The 11,977-nt window shown below is 57.6% G+C and carries 14 protein-coding genes; 10 read left to right on the top strand and 4 right to left on the bottom strand.

Going from position 1 to position 11,977, the window contains the following annotated elements:
* The first annotated feature begins 65 nt into the window (after window positions 1-65).
* The 7 genes from ICA16_RS06500 (at window position 66) to ICA16_RS06470 (ending at window position 4,907) form a co-directional block, all read left to right on the top strand.
* Window positions 66-635 (top strand): electron transport complex protein RnfA, encoded by a 570-nt coding sequence (locus tag ICA16_RS06500; RefSeq protein WP_210700257.1) that lies wholly within the window; start codon window positions 66-68, stop codon window positions 633-635.
* Window positions 632-1,840, top strand: a complete 1,209-nt coding sequence (rsxB, locus tag ICA16_RS06495) for an electron transport complex subunit RsxB (protein WP_210700256.1) — start codon at window positions 632-634, stop codon at window positions 1,838-1,840. The genes ICA16_RS06500 and rsxB overlap by 4 nt, the downstream gene beginning before the upstream one ends.
* Window positions 1,827-2,810, top strand: a complete 984-nt coding sequence (locus tag ICA16_RS06490; protein WP_210700255.1) for an RnfABCDGE type electron transport complex subunit D — start codon at window positions 1,827-1,829, stop codon at window positions 2,808-2,810. The genes rsxB and ICA16_RS06490 overlap by 14 nt, the downstream gene beginning before the upstream one ends.
* Entirely contained in the window at window positions 2,807-3,412 is a 606-nt protein-coding gene (locus ICA16_RS06485; RefSeq protein ID WP_150616221.1) for an RnfABCDGE type electron transport complex subunit G, read from the top strand. The genes ICA16_RS06490 and ICA16_RS06485 overlap by 4 nt, the downstream gene beginning before the upstream one ends.
* Entirely contained in the window at window positions 3,409-3,990 is a 582-nt protein-coding gene (locus tag ICA16_RS06480; protein ID WP_210700254.1) for an Rnf-Nqr domain containing protein, read from the top strand. The genes ICA16_RS06485 and ICA16_RS06480 overlap by 4 nt, the downstream gene beginning before the upstream one ends.
* Window positions 3,987-4,625, top strand: a complete 639-nt coding sequence (nth, locus tag ICA16_RS06475) for an endonuclease III (RefSeq protein WP_150601727.1) — start codon at window positions 3,987-3,989, stop codon at window positions 4,623-4,625. Before ICA16_RS06480 ends, nth begins: the two co-directional genes overlap by 4 nt.
* A 108-nt stretch (window positions 4,626-4,733) precedes the next feature.
* Entirely contained in the window at window positions 4,734-4,907 is a 174-nt protein-coding gene (locus ICA16_RS06470; RefSeq protein ID WP_191627662.1) for a PA3496 family putative envelope integrity protein, read from the top strand.
* An 89-nt stretch (window positions 4,908-4,996) separates the two neighbouring features.
* Here the strand turns inward: ICA16_RS06470 and ICA16_RS06465 are convergent, their stop codons facing one another.
* Entirely contained in the window at window positions 4,997-5,623 is a 627-nt protein-coding gene (locus ICA16_RS06465; RefSeq protein ID WP_150616224.1) for a response regulator transcription factor, read from the bottom strand.
* A gap of 516 nt (window positions 5,624-6,139) precedes the next feature.
* Here ICA16_RS06465 and ICA16_RS06460 point away from each other — a divergent pair.
* Window positions 6,140-6,856 (top strand): hypothetical protein, encoded by a 717-nt coding sequence (locus ICA16_RS06460; protein ID WP_150616225.1) that lies wholly within the window; start codon window positions 6,140-6,142, stop codon window positions 6,854-6,856.
* 134 nt (window positions 6,857-6,990) lie between these two features.
* On the opposite strand, the gene ICA16_RS06455 is transcribed toward ICA16_RS06460, so the two are convergent.
* A complete protein-coding gene (locus tag ICA16_RS06455; RefSeq protein WP_150601729.1) occupies window positions 6,991-8,208 on the bottom strand; it encodes an argininosuccinate synthase in 1,218 nt (405 codons plus the stop codon).
* 129 nt (window positions 8,209-8,337) lie between these two features.
* Complete coding sequence (locus tag ICA16_RS06450) at window positions 8,338-9,246, bottom strand: flagellar protein MotY (RefSeq protein WP_150616226.1); 909 nt, start codon at window positions 9,244-9,246, stop codon at window positions 8,338-8,340.
* Window positions 9,247-9,406: 160 nt separating this feature from the next.
* On the opposite strand from ICA16_RS06450, the gene pyrC reads away from it, so the two are divergent.
* Together pyrC and rnt are read left to right on the top strand one after the other, a co-directional pair.
* Complete coding sequence (pyrC, locus tag ICA16_RS06445; protein WP_042560737.1) at window positions 9,407-10,453, top strand: dihydroorotase; 1,047 nt, start codon at window positions 9,407-9,409, stop codon at window positions 10,451-10,453.
* The gene (gene rnt / locus ICA16_RS06440) at window positions 10,450-11,127 is read left to right on the top strand and encodes a ribonuclease T (protein ID WP_042560738.1); all 678 of its coding nucleotides are present in this window, start codon (window positions 10,450-10,452) and stop codon (window positions 11,125-11,127) included. The genes pyrC and rnt overlap by 4 nt, the downstream gene beginning before the upstream one ends.
* A 72-nt stretch (window positions 11,128-11,199) precedes the next feature.
* On the opposite strand, the gene ICA16_RS06435 is transcribed toward rnt, so the two are convergent.
* A complete protein-coding gene (locus ICA16_RS06435) occupies window positions 11,200-11,802 on the bottom strand; it encodes a peroxiredoxin (protein WP_003227723.1) in 603 nt (200 codons plus the stop codon).
* Window positions 11,803-11,977: the final 175 nt, after the last annotated feature.

Genomic DNA, 11,977 nt, shown 5'->3' with positions numbered 1-11,977 from the left:
ACTCACCGTCGCTGCCGGATAATGCCTAACCTTATGAGACATCCGCCCGTTTCGCCGGCAGCCCCATGACCGAACTCGTGCTTACGCTTATCAGTGCCGCGCTGCTCAACAACTTCGTGTTGCACTGGCCGCTGGGCGTCGATCCGCTATTGGCGGGCAGTCGTCGGCAGGTGCACGCGCTGGGGCTGGCGACCTTGTGTCTGATGGTGATCGTCGGCGTGGTTGGCTATTCAATCTGGCACTGGCTGCTGGTACCCCTGCAACTGCAAGCGCTGCGCCTGTTCGTGTTTTTGCCATTGAGCGTGTTGTTGATCGCACCGTTGCTGAAGCTCTTGGCGCGTGGGTTGCCGAACCTGTCGTTCGAGGGTTTGTGGCCGCTGTTGCTGGGCAACGCCGGCGTGCTTGGACTGGCGCTGATCAATGCGCAGAACGATCAAGGCCTGTTGCACGCGACAGCAATGAGCCTCGGTGCCGGGCTGGGTTTCTGGCTGGTGCTGAGCCTGTTCAGCGATTTGCGTGAGCGTACAACCGACAACGATATTCCCCTGCCCTTTCGCGGCCTGCCGATCGATCTGATCGGCGCCGGATTGATCGCAGTGATTTTTCTCGGATTCAGTGGACTGATCAAAACATGAGTCTGATTCAACGCATCGACGCCCTTCTGCCGCAGACTCAGTGCGGCAAATGCGGTCATCCAGGATGCAAACCTTACGCACAGGGCATCGTCGACGGCGAGCCGATCAACAAATGCCCCCCGGGTGGTGATGAAACCATCGCGGCACTGGCCGACCTGTTGAAAGTGCCGGTGCTGGAACTGGACGTCAGTCGCGGTTCGGCGCCAGCGCAGGTGGCTTACATCCGCGAAGCCGAATGCATCGGCTGCACCAAGTGCATTCAGGCCTGCCCGATTGATGCCATCGTCGGCGCGGCGAAATTGATGCACACCGTTCTGATCGACGAATGCACCGGTTGCGACCTGTGCGTGGCGCCCTGCCCGGTGGACTGCATCGAAATGCATCCTCTGCCGCCGAGCACACTGCCTGTGGTCGGTGGCCTCGCGTTCAATCTTGAAGAACAGCGCGCGCGCGCCGCCAAACGTGATCACGCCCGCCAGCGCTTTGAACGACGCAATGCCCGCCTGCAACGCGAAGAACAACAGAAACAGGCTGAGCGGGAGGCGCGAGCCAAACGCGCCGCTCAATCTGAAGTGACAACGCTCGACCCGGTGCAAGCTGCACTGGAACGCGTGCGCGCGCAAAAATCCGCAGGCGCCGACGCCGCACTAAAAAAAGCCAAGATCGATGTCGCGATGAGCCGTGCGCAACTGCATAAATCGCTGAAAGCCTTCGGCCATCCGCCGACCTTTGAACAGCAGTCGCAATTGATCGTGTTGCAGCAGCAATTCGAACTGGCCGAACAGGCTTTGGCAAAACTCGAAAGCAGCGCACCCGCCACTCCGCCAGCTCCAGCTCCAGCGAAAGACGCGGACCTGAAGCGGGCAAAAATTCAATTGGCCATGCGCCGCGCCGAACTGAAAAAGGCCCAGACCGCCGAAGCGCCGACCGAGCAGATTGCGACGCTGGAACAGGCGTTACGTGACGCCGAGCAAGCCCTTCACGCCGCCGAAGCGGGCAGCGATCAGCCTGCGCCTGATCTGGTGCGCGTGGAAAAACGCCCGATCGACAGCCAACTTCGCCAGTTGAAAACCGAATTGGCCTACGCCCGCGCTGACCTGAACAAACTCGAACGACGCGCTGACACCCCGGCCGAAACCCTCGACAAGGCCCGCGCCCGCCTGCAAGACGCCGAGCGCCAGGTGCAAGACCATGTTGCCCCTTGAGACACCCGACGGTCGCCTGCAACAGGCGATGAAGCTGGTGCTGCTTGCCATGCTGCCGGGGTTGCTGAGCTTGTTCTGGTTTTACGGATGGGGCGTATTGATCAATCTGATCCTTTGCGTCGCCTGCGCACTGGCCGTCGAGACCGGCGTGGCACGCCTGCGCGGGCAAGCATTGCAGCCGCTGCTCACTGACGGCAGCGCATTGGTCAGCGCGACTTTGCTGGCCGTCGCCCTGCCGCCCTATTGCCCCTGGTGGCTGACGATGACAGCGACCGCCTCAGGTCTGCTGTTTGGCAAACATCTGTATGGCGGCGTGGGCAAAAACCCGTTCAATCCGGCCATGCTCGGTTTTGCCTTGGTCATCGTGACGTTCCCGCAGCCGATGACCCAATGGCCGGCCCATGGCATGGCCCTGCTCGACGCCTTGCAGCAGGTATTCAATCCGGGGCAGGCCCCGGACGCCTGGGTTCAGGCCACGGCCCTGGACAGCCTGCGCATCAATAAAAGCCTGACCATCGATGAATTGTTCGCCGCCAACCCGGCCTTCGGGCGCTTCGGCGGGCATGGCATGGAATGGGTCAATCTGGCGTTTCTCGCCGGCGGGCTATTTCTGCTGCAACGGCGAGTATTCGGCTGGCACGCGCCTGTCGGTATGCTCGCCAGCCTGTTTTTAGTCAGCCTGCTGTGCTGGAACGGCTCGGGCTCGGACTCTCACGGCTCGCCACTGTTTCATCTGCTGAGCGGTGCCACCATGCTCGGCGCGTTTTTCATCATCACCGAACCGGTATCCGGGGCAAAAAATGCGCTGGCGCGCGTGTTGTTCGGCGCCGGAGTCGGACTGCTGACTTACCTGATCCGCACATGGGGCGGTTACCCGGACGGCATCGCGTTCGCGGTGCTGTTAATGAATCTCTGCGTGCCGGCACTCGAGCGTTTCGCCGTGAGTCGACAGACACCGGTGCGCCCATGAGCCGCACAAAGAGCACACTCACGCTGCTGCTATTGGCCTTCGTCGGCATCACGGCGACGTATCTTGTGCAACGCAGCAATGCGCCGCAGATAGCCGCCGAACAACGTCTGCTCGACAGTCGCAAACTGCTCGACGTGCTCGCGCCCGACAGCTACGACAATCAACCACTTGAGCAGCCTCTGGCCTTGGCGGACGTTGCCTTGAGCCACAGCACGCTGACCGGCGGCTATCGCGCAAGCAAAGCAGGGCGACCGGTCGCAGTGTTGCTGCGCAGCCGCAGCGAGGGTTATGCAGGCAGCATCGAACTGCTGATTGCCATTGATGACCATGGAAAACTGTTGGGCGTGAAAACCCTCAAGCAAAATGAAACGCCAGCACTCGGCGGACATCTGGGCGAATGGCCGAATGCATGGCTGTCGGTGTTTATCGGGAAATCGAGTGATGAGCCGACGGATGCCGGTTGGGCACTGAAAAAGGATCAGGGGCAATTCGATCAAATGGCCGGTGCGACCATCACTTCCCGCGCGGTGATCAACGCTGTGCATGACGCTCTTCGCTACTTTGACCAGCATCGTCTGGCATTGCTGGGGAGCCCGCCATGAACCGCACGGCGCACGTGGCGAATTCATTGATGCTCTTGCTTTTGCTCGGAACGACGAGTTCGTTGGCTGGCGCACTGGGCGCGCTCTTGATGTTCGCGATGGTCGTTGGTGCCTACGGTTTGTGCATGTCTTTTTTACGCTCACGTCTGACGCCTGCGGCCACATGGTCAGCAGGCCTGCTGCTCGCCGCAACGTTGACCAGTTGTGCCGAGGTCTTCGCGCAACGCTGGTTTCTGCCATGGCATCAGGCTTTTGGTCTGTATGCCGGGTTGATCGCCTTGCAGTGCCTGGTACTGGAACATAACGGATTTTTCCGCCAGACACGCCTCGAGCGCCTAAAGCTAAGCAGTCTGTTCAGCGCATTGATGGTGATACTCGCCGTCGTGCGTGAACTCGCAGGCCAGGGTCGCTTGGGCCGAGGACTGTTCGGACACTGGCAAGGTCTGGTTTTACTTAGCGAGGGGTTGCCTCTGGCAACCCTGGTTCCCGGCGCGCTGATTGTCTTGGGGCTGCTGCTCGCGGCCCGTCAGGCGTGGACTCGCTCGAACTCAATTCCCAAGGAAACGCATCGCCCATGAATGCCGCAAAACGTCTTGAGATTTTCCGCCGCCTGCATGAAGACAATCCCGAGCCGAAAACCGAACTGGCCTACTCCTCGCCCTTCGAATTGCTGATTGCGGTGATTCTTTCGGCGCAGTCGACCGACGTTGGCGTAAACAAGGCGACAGCCAAGCTGTACCCGGTCGCCAACACCCCGGCAGCGATCTACGCGCTGGGCGTGGAGGGGCTGTCCGAATACATCAAGACCATCGGCCTCTACAACAGCAAGGCTAAAAACGTCATCGAGACATGCCGCTTGCTGGTCGAACGCCACAACGGTGAAGTGCCACAAACGCGTGAGGAGCTCGAAGCGTTGCCCGGTGTCGGCCGAAAGACCGCCAACGTGGTGCTCAACACGGCGTTCCGTCAGCTGACCATGGCCGTCGACACGCACATCTTCCGAGTCAGCAACCGCACGGGCATCGCTCCCGGCAAAAATGTGGTCGAAGTGGAAGACAAGCTGATGAAGTTTGTACCAAAGCAATTCCTGCTCGATTCCCACCACTGGCTGATTCTTCACGGACGCTACGTGTGTCTGGCGCGCAAGCCGCGGTGCGGCAGTTGCCGAATCGAAGACTTGTGCGAATACAAACAAAAAACATCGGACGATTGATCAGTTATAGAAATAAATGAGTGATCGATTGAAAAAATCTTTTTTACCCGCCGCCGGAATGTCGATATAAGGGGCGCCAACGGCAGTCTTAGGGTGGGAGTTAATCTGATGAGTACTGATAAAGAGGAACTGGAGCTGGAAGTGGATGATGACCCCACGGATGACGCCGAACCCGTGGTTGAAGTCGCCAAGACCAACCTGAGCAAACGCCGCACGATCGATAACCTGCTGGAGGAGCGCCGACTGCAAAGGAAGTTGGCCGATTATGACTTTGATCTCTGATATTTGAAAGCCTCCCGAAACGGAGGCTTTTTGCTTTTAATGCCTAGCTGAATTCGATCGGCCCATGACCCCGTCAGCGACTGAAGTATTCAGACAAGCCCGTTTCGCTGGGCCAGCTCAATCAGATCAACCAGTGAACGCGCATTGAGTTTCAGCAACAAGCGGGTCTTGTAGGTACTCACTGTCTTGTTACTCAAAAACATTCCATCAGCGATTTCCTTGTTGGTCTTGCCCCGCGCCAACTGTTGCAACACCATCATCTCGCGCCCGGAAAGGCGATCCACCATGTCTGCTTCACTGGCATTGCCCAGGCTGGTACGTACGGTGTGCAAGGCCTGATTGGGAAAATAACTGTAGCCGGATAGAACAGCTTTTATCGCACTTAGCAACTCGGTCAAATCTTGCTGTTTACATACATAACCCGCCGCCCCCGACTGCATGCAACGCATGGAGAAATGGCCCGGCGCCTGAGAAGTCAACACCAGGACTTTAGTAGGCATTGCGACCGAGGTCAGTCGTGCAATTACTTCCAGACCATCAAGTTTCGGTATTCCAATATCCAGAATGACAATATCCGGCATTTGTTCGCGAGCCAGTTGTAATGCATCCACGCCGTTATCCGTTTCTGCAATGACTTCGTAGCCATGACGTTCCATCAGCATACGTACCGCAAGACGAATGACGGGGTGGTCATCCACGATCAGCACTTTATTCATGGGCAAGTCCAGTTTCGCTGTTCGAATTTTTAGAACACGCACAATAGCTCAGCCATTTGCTCTATGGCATGTCAGGTCTCTCATGCACTTGCATCGAAAGACATCCCCTACAGCCATCGAGGAATATTCCTACAAAAAACCCACCTCACTATAAACATCCGACGAAAAAACTCTTCACCCGCCTGCAAAACTTCAGGTTTTGACTTGTAACAGTTCGCGACCGATGTTCGCTGAAGAGCAGCCTCAACACCCGCTTTCATTACAGCTCGGCTGTGGGGCCGCCGCCGAATACCCGCATGAGATTCTAAAGATATTGCAGATTAGAAACATCATGCAATGACGGCAATTGCCTACACCTTCCGCATACAAGGCTTGGAAAACATAAACACTTGAAACAAGATATTTATACTCAAACAAACACTTTTGCTATAAATAGAAACCACCATAAACCCGACTTACTCACAAGCAAACACATACAACCCACTAACAACAAGACACCTGAACAAGAGCATATATATGTTAAAGATAAAAAATAAAATCACCAACCCGATGACGGTTATCGCCATATTCGCTGCCATATCGGAAGGGTCCGCCGCGGCATCTTTGCCGTTTCTTAACAACGAAGATCGAGAAATCTATGTATGGTTCCTAATCAGCTTTCCGTTTTACCTGTTATTCCTTTTCTTTATTACTTTAAACTTCAACCATCGCTCGCTTTATTCACCCTCTGATTTCGGCAAGGACAAGAATTTTTTAAAAGTCATCTACAGCGATTACCGCGAGAACAAACGAAACACGTCGCTGCATGAGACAGATACACACGCCACATTCGGTATATCAAGTCACATCGTACCCAGCGAAGCCGCTGCTGCAGGGTGCAGGGACTCGTGCAAAGTCCATAATGCATCCGACCCGCCGCCAGGCACCAGTGCGAAGTCGAATCTGAGGATTCAACACAACATTCAGCTACCCGCCTCTATCAGCAACCTGCACATCATCGATGCACGGGACATCGATGCGTCGAGAGAACTCGCAACAATTCTGGAGAAAATCCGACGCACCGACAAAAAAACCGCCCGTGTCATCATGTTTCTTTCCAGTCATATGTCGGACGTTTCACTGACAAAGAATGCATTACTGCAGATCAGGCAGGCGAAGAAAGGCTCGGGCACAACACTCTGTATTGTTTACAACCTGTGTTCACAGACGGTCACGCTGTTGGGACGAGCTTGAAAGATGGGGACATTGCCACGCAGGCATAGAGACAAGGGACATTGCAGGTAAGCGTCGGACAAAAGAATTCTGTAAAAAAGGGCGGCCTGTCTCCAAGACAGGGCCGCCCTTTTATTGCGCGTCAGTCTGAAAAATCAGAACAGTTTGCGGCCCTTGTTGGCAGCAATGCGCATGCGCAGCGCGTTGAGCTTGATGAAGCCCGCCGCGTCAGCCTGGTTGTAAGCACCGCCATCCTCTTCGAAGGTGGCGATGTTGGCATCGAACAGCGAATCGTCGGACTTGCGGCCCGTCACGATCACGTTGCCTTTGTACAACTTCAGGCGAACCACACCATTCACGCTGGTCTGGGAAGCGTCGATCATCTGTTGCAGCATCAGACGCTCAGGGCTCCACCAGTAACCGGTGTAGATCAGGCTGGCGTACTTGGGCATCAGCTCGTCTTTCAAGTGAGCGACTTCGCGATCCAGGGTGATCGACTCAATGGCGCGGTGAGCGCGCAGCATGATCGTGCCGCCCGGGGTTTCGTAGCAACCACGAGACTTCATGCCGACATAACGGTTTTCGACGATGTCGAGACGGCCGATACCGTGCGCACCACCGATCTTGTTCAATGTCGCCAACACGGTGGCCGGGGACATTTCGACGCCGTCCAGCGCGACGATGTCGCCGTTACGGTAGGTCAGTTCCAGGTACTGCGGGGTGTCGGGAGCCTTCTCCGGGGAGACGGTCCAACGCCACATGTCCTCTTCGTGCTCGGTCCAGGTGTCTTCCAGCACGCCGCCTTCATAGGAGATGTGCAGCAGGTTGGCGTCCATCGAGTACGGGGATTTCTTTTTGCCGTGGCGCTCGATCGGGATCGCGTGCTTCTCGGCATAGTCCATCAGCTTCTCGCGGGACAGCAGGTCCCACTCACGCCACGGCGCGATCACTTTCACGCCTGGCTTGAGCGCGTAGGCACCCAGTTCGAAACGCACCTGATCGTTGCCCTTGCCGGTGGCGCCGTGGGAAATGGCGTCAGCGCCGGTTTCGTTGGCGATTTCGATCAGGCGCTTGGCGATCAGTGGACGCGCGATGGAAGTACCCAGCAGGTACTCGCCCTCGTAAACGGTGTTGGCGCGGAACATCGGGAACACGAAGTCACGCACGAATTCTTCGCGCAGATCGTCGATGTAGATTTCTTTGACGCCCATGGCCTGAGCCTTGGCGCGGGCCGGCTCGACCTCTTCGCCTTGACCGAGATCAGCGGTGAAGGTCACCACTTCACAGTTATAAGTATCCTGCAGCCACTTGAGGATCACCGAAGTGTCCAGGCCGCCGGAATACGCCAGAACGACCTTGTTTACGTCCGCCATGCCATCACTCCACGGGGTTCTACGGAAAGCCGAGGAGTCTAACGCCCAAACGCGATAATTTACAGAGGCGCGACAGCTTAAGACGACAAAGCGACAGATTGTGTCGAGCGCGCGACGATGACCGGCGGGTCAGGAAGTTGCCGCAGCGTTCGCTGGCGTGCTGGCAGTGGGTGCCGGGGCCGTTGCCGGGGCTACTCGCGCAAGGTGCACGTTGACCCGACGGTTCTTCGCCCGGTTGGCCGCATTGGTGTTCGGCGCCAACGGGTAGCGTTCGCCATGGAAACGTACGGTGATCTGCGATTCCTGAATGCCGTTGGCCTTGAAGAAATCAACCACGGCCAAGGCCCGACGACGCGACAGTTCGCGATTGGTCAGGCGATTGCCGCTGTTGTCGGAGTGGCCATCAAGTTCGATGTGGTTCACCGTCGGATCAGCCTTCATGTACTCGAGCATCACTTGCAGCTTGGCCTTGGCGGCTGCATCCAGTTCGATGCCTTCGCCGGGGAAGCCGATCTGCGACTGTTTCACCTGTTCGAAATTCTGCGGCAGCAACTTCGCCACACAGCTCTGGTAATCGTTGAAGGCCTTGCTGAACCTGACCGGCAACAAACGCACTTCCGAGACCCGACCATCGCTTGAAGCGCGACGAACAACAGGGCTGCGCCCGTCCATCAGTCCACTGATCAAGCCACCGGCCTGAGACTGCGAACTGTTGAACAAGACGTTGCCGCTGCCCAGTCTTACAGAGCCCAGATTGATGTCGCCGCGTCCCGGCTGCCAAGGTGCTGCGGCTGCGAGCAACGTCGCCGAACCGCCGCCGAGCATGGCGTTGTAGGCATTCAGACGGAAAATCGCCTGTTCACCGGCCTTGCGCACGAACTCACCCGAGCCGAAATCTGTAATCGGTTGTGTCAGACGGCACTCGAACTTGTCGCCGGCGACCGTCCACTCAATGTTCTCCAGGCGAGTCTGGTACGTAAGCGCCATCGCAGGAAAACTGGCAAACACACTGAGCAAGGCTAAATATCGCTGGCGCACGGGAGGCTCCATTGGCTTCTGAAACACAAAGACCGATTCACACTACGTTTACGGCATACCTACGGGATATCGGAAGGTTCCCGCAAAACTTGATAGCGAGTGCCTGCAAGAGTCTTTTCCGGTAGCATTCGCCTCAGTTTGACCCGCCTGGAATCCCCTCATGTCCGACCGCCTGACCCTGCTGCGTCCCGACGACTGGCATATTCATCTTCGCGATGGTGCCGTGTTGACCAATACCGTTGCCGATGTTGCGCGCACGTTTGGTCGCGCCATCATCATGCCCAACCTGGTACCACCGGTGCGCAACGCCGCTGAGGCCGACGGCTATCGCCAGCGGATTCTCGCTGCCCGCCCGGCCGGCAGTCGCTTTGAGCCGTTGATGGTGCTGTACCTCACCGACCGCACCCAGCCCGAGGAAATTCGCGAGGCCAAGGCCAGCGGTTTCGTGCACGCCGCCAAGTTGTACCCGGCCGGCGCCACCACCAACTCGGATTCTGGCGTCACCAGCATCGACAAGATCTTCCCGGCAATCGAGGCCATGGCCGAAGTCGGGATGCCGTTGTTGATTCACGGTGAAGTCACCCGTGGCGATGTCGACGTGTTCGACCGCGAAAAAATCTTCATCGATGAGCACATGCGTCGTGTGGTCGAGCGTTTCCCGACGCTCAAGGTTGTTTTCGAACACATCACCACCGCCGATGCCGTGCAGTTCGTCAACGAGGCCCCGGCCAACGTTGGCGCGACCATCACCGCACATCACCTGCTGTACAACCGCAACCACATGCTGGTGGGCGGGATTCGGCCGCACTTCTACTGCTTGCCGATCCTCAAGCGCAACACCCACCAGGAAGCCCTCCTCGATGCTGCCACCAGCGGCAGCGCGAAGTTCTTCCTCGGCACCGACTCGGCGCCGCACGCCCAGCACGCCAAGGAAGCCGCTTGCGGTTGTGCTGGCTGCTACACCGCGTACGCCGCCATCGAGATGTATGCCGAAGCCTTTGAACAGCGCAATGCGCTGGACAAGCTCGAAGCGTTCGCCAGCCTCAACGGCCCGCGTTTCTATGGCCTGCCGGTGAACACCGATCGCATCACCCTGGTTCGTGATGAATGGACCGCCCCAACCAGCCTGCCATTTGGCGAGCTGACCGTTATCCCGCTGCGCGCCGGTGAAAAACTGCGCTGGCGCCTGCTGGAGGAACACGCGTGAGTGAAGACCATTTCGACGACGAACTGGACGGTCAAAGTGGCGGAGGCGGTTCCCGTCACCCAATGGCAGCACGCTTTCGCGGCTACTTGCCGGTTGTTGTCGACGTAGAAACCGGTGGCTTCAATTCGGCCACCGATGCGTTGCTGGAGATTGCCGCGACCACCATCGCCATGGATGAAAAGGGTTTCGTTTATCCGGATCACACCTACTTCTTCCGTGTCGAGCCGTTCGAAGGCGCCAACATTGAAGCGGCGGCACTGGAGTTCACCGGGATCAAGCTGGACCACCCGCTGCGCATGGCTGTCAGCGAAGAGACGGCACTGACCGACATCTTCCGTGGCATCCGCAAGGCGCTGAAAGCCAACGGGTGCAAGCGCGCGATTCTGGTCGGCCACAACAGCAGCTTCGACCTTGGCTTCCTCAATGCCGCCGTTGCGCGACTGGACATGAAGCGTAATCCGTTCCACCCGTTCTCCAGTTTCGACACGGCGACGCTGGCCGGTCTGGCTTACGGCCAAACCGTACTGGCGAAAGCCTGTCAGGCGGCCGACATCGATTTCGACGGTCGTGAGGCGCACTCGGCGCGTTACGACACCGAGAAAACCGCTGAGCTGTTCTGCGGCATCGTCAATCGCTGGAAACAGATGGGCGGCTGGGAAGACTTCAACGACTGATCCTCGTCGATCTACCGCTCATAAAAAAACCGGCCACGTGGGCCGGTTTTTTTGTACCTCAAACGTTGCGCCTTACAGGGCAGCAGCGTTCTCGGTCAGGTAAGCAGCAACGCCTTCTGGCGAAGCGTTCATGCCTTTGTCGCCTTTTTTCCAGTTGGCAGGGCAGACTTCGCCGTGCTCTTCGTGGAATTGCAGAGCGTCGACCAGACGGATCAGCTCTTCCATGTTACGGCCCAGTGGCAGGTCGTTGATGATCTGCGAGCGGACAACGCCTTTGTCGTCGATCAGGAATGCGCCACGGAAAGCCACGCCGCCTTCGGATTCAACGTCGTAAGCCTTGGCGATGTCGTGCTTCATGTCGGCAGCCATGGTGTATTTCACCTGGCCGATGCCGCCATTGTTCACTGGGGTGTTGCGCCAGGCGTTGTGGGTGAAGTGCGAGTCGATCGACACAGCGATCACTTCAACGTTGCGTGCCTTGAAGTCAGCCATGCGGTTGTCCAGAGCGATCAGCTCGGACGGGCAGACGAAGGTGAAGTCCAGTGGGTAGAAGAACACCAGGCCGTATTTGCCTTTGATGGCCGAGGACAGGGTGAAGCTGTCAACGATCTCGCCATTGCCGAGTACGGCCGGGACGGTGAAGTCTGGGGCTTGTTTGCCTACGAGTACGCTCATTGATATCTCCTGGTGTAGAAACTTGAAGTTCAGGGTCCGGGCCAGCCTGCCACCCTCAGGCGACAGCCCTGTGACACGAACCCCCTTCGCAAGGGCCGACCATCATACACTGCGTTTTTGAGCTGTCCTTAACGGTTTTTTGCAGTTTGCCGATCACAAGGCTGCATTTACGGGG

The sequence above is a fragment of the Pseudomonas anatoliensis genome, assembly GCF_017976235.1.
Taxonomy (GTDB): Bacteria; Pseudomonadota; Gammaproteobacteria; order Pseudomonadales; family Pseudomonadaceae; genus Aquipseudomonas; species Aquipseudomonas anatoliensis.
The sequence above is the reverse complement of the archived record's forward strand: the minus strand, read 5'-3'. Positions and strand labels throughout refer to the sequence as shown.

Coding starts and splice junctions, on each gene's coding strand:
- rsxB (WP_210700256.1), top strand. CDS start 632: ATGAGTCTGATTCAACGCATCGACGCCCTTCTGCCGCAGACTCAGTGC.
- pyrC (WP_042560737.1), top strand. CDS start 9,407: ATGTCCGACCGCCTGACCCTGCTGCGTCCCGACGACTGGCATATTCAT.
- nth (WP_150601727.1), top strand. CDS start 3,987: ATGAATGCCGCAAAACGTCTTGAGATTTTCCGCCGCCTGCATGAAGAC.
- ICA16_RS06435 (WP_003227723.1), bottom strand. CDS start 11,802: ATGAGCGTACTCGTAGGCAAACAAGCCCCAGACTTCACCGTCCCGGCC.
- ICA16_RS06465 (WP_150616224.1), bottom strand. CDS start 5,623: ATGAATAAAGTGCTGATCGTGGATGACCACCCCGTCATTCGTCTTGCG.
- ICA16_RS06480 (WP_210700254.1), top strand. CDS start 3,409: ATGAACCGCACGGCGCACGTGGCGAATTCATTGATGCTCTTGCTTTTG.
- ICA16_RS06470 (WP_191627662.1), top strand. CDS start 4,734: ATGAGTACTGATAAAGAGGAACTGGAGCTGGAAGTGGATGATGACCCC.
- ICA16_RS06485 (WP_150616221.1), top strand. CDS start 2,807: ATGAGCCGCACAAAGAGCACACTCACGCTGCTGCTATTGGCCTTCGTC.
- ICA16_RS06460 (WP_150616225.1), top strand. CDS start 6,140: ATGTTAAAGATAAAAAATAAAATCACCAACCCGATGACGGTTATCGCC.
- ICA16_RS06500 (WP_210700257.1), top strand. CDS start 66: ATGACCGAACTCGTGCTTACGCTTATCAGTGCCGCGCTGCTCAACAAC.
- ICA16_RS06455 (WP_150601729.1), bottom strand. CDS start 8,208: ATGGCGGACGTAAACAAGGTCGTTCTGGCGTATTCCGGCGGCCTGGAC.
- ICA16_RS06490 (WP_210700255.1), top strand. CDS start 1,827: ATGTTGCCCCTTGAGACACCCGACGGTCGCCTGCAACAGGCGATGAAG.